At 31.5% G+C, this 1,254-nt stretch carries 1 protein-coding gene and 1 pseudogene; both read left to right on the top strand.

Features of this window, described 5'->3' with window-relative positions:
- The first annotated feature begins 252 nt into the window (after window positions 1–252).
- Complete coding sequence (locus tag ABE048_RS19450) at window positions 253–732, top strand: GNAT family N-acetyltransferase (protein ID WP_430312956.1); 480 nt, start codon at window positions 253–255, stop codon at window positions 730–732.
- Between the two features lie 40 nt (window positions 733–772).
- Window positions 773–967: pseudogene (locus ABE048_RS19445) on the top strand (GNAT family N-acetyltransferase); the annotation flags it as partial.
- Window positions 968–1,254 lie beyond the last annotated feature (287 nt).

Genomic DNA, 1,254 nt, shown 5'->3' with positions numbered 1-1,254 from the left:
CGGAGCTAATTCCACTTCAGTTTATAACATATTTGTAAAATACCTAAGCAAAGAGTTTTGGGATATTGTGTAAAGCTCTAGGCACAATAACTTTTTTAAATATCAAGAGCCAAGTTAAACAATGCATTATTTAAAGTTGCTCAACTAAAGAGGGGTAGTTAAAAAAATCCATTTGCAATAATAGAAGCTATACGCAACAATAGAAATAAGATTCTTTGTATATACAAACAGATAGATAAGGAGTATCAAAAGATGATTAGACTAGTTGAAATGAAAGATTTGGATCGATTAATGGAAATCGAAAATCTAAGTTTTACACCTGCTGAAGCTGCAACAGAAGTGGCATTCGTAAATCGTATTCGTATGATACCTGATACCTTCTTGGTAGAAGTTGAAAATGGAGAGATTGTCGGTTTTATAAATGGTCCTGTTATGGAAAATGTATTCATTACAGATGACCTATTTAGTGAAACAAAGGAAAATCCAGAAAACGGTGGTGTCCAAAGTATACTTGGACTAGCTGTTCATCCTACTCATCGAAAAAAGGGAATAGCAACAATATTATTATCTTATCTAGAAAAAGAAGCGGCTTTAAAAAATCGTTCAGCGGTCACTTTAACATGTCTCGAATCATTAATACCCTTTTACGAAAAACACGGTTATAAAAACGATGGTGTTTCTGAATCTGAACATGGTGGAGAAGAATGGTATAACATGACAAAGAAACTCTAGTAATTTAATAGATTAGAAGTTGAGTCAGGTAAACAAACATATTCATTTAGTAAATCCAACAGCTGAATTAAAAGTAGAATACCTAACTTTTTATGAAGAATGGAAAAGTCCGGGTGAAGAAATGGTCCCATGGGTAATACAAAAGGACCCAACGAATATTAAAAAAATGGTTCAAATTCTGATGGATAATAAAAACGGTAAAAACCTTCCAAAAGGATGGGTACCTGATTCAACGTCCAATATTAAAGAAAATAGTCGTCATAAATGGTATTAATCAACTTATCCACCAATACGAGAATTAATCTAATTATTTTTCAAACCTTATATAATATAAAGTAGCTTTCAGTAAACCTCAACAGTATGTTGATTTTCTCGAAATTTTACCTACAAAAAAAAGCTACATCACAACTCCGATTTACAAATAAATTCGCATTCACTAATTCCACTAATTCTAAAAATCCACTAACAAAAGATGGATAAAAAATTCCAAAGCTATATTAACTGAGTCAATTTCATAATTCA

It is taken from the genome of Rummeliibacillus pycnus, assembly GCF_050459865.1.
GTDB lineage: Bacteria > Bacillota > Bacilli > Bacillales_A > Planococcaceae > Rummeliibacillus > Rummeliibacillus pycnus_B.
This window is presented reverse-complemented; position numbering and strand designations above follow the sequence as displayed.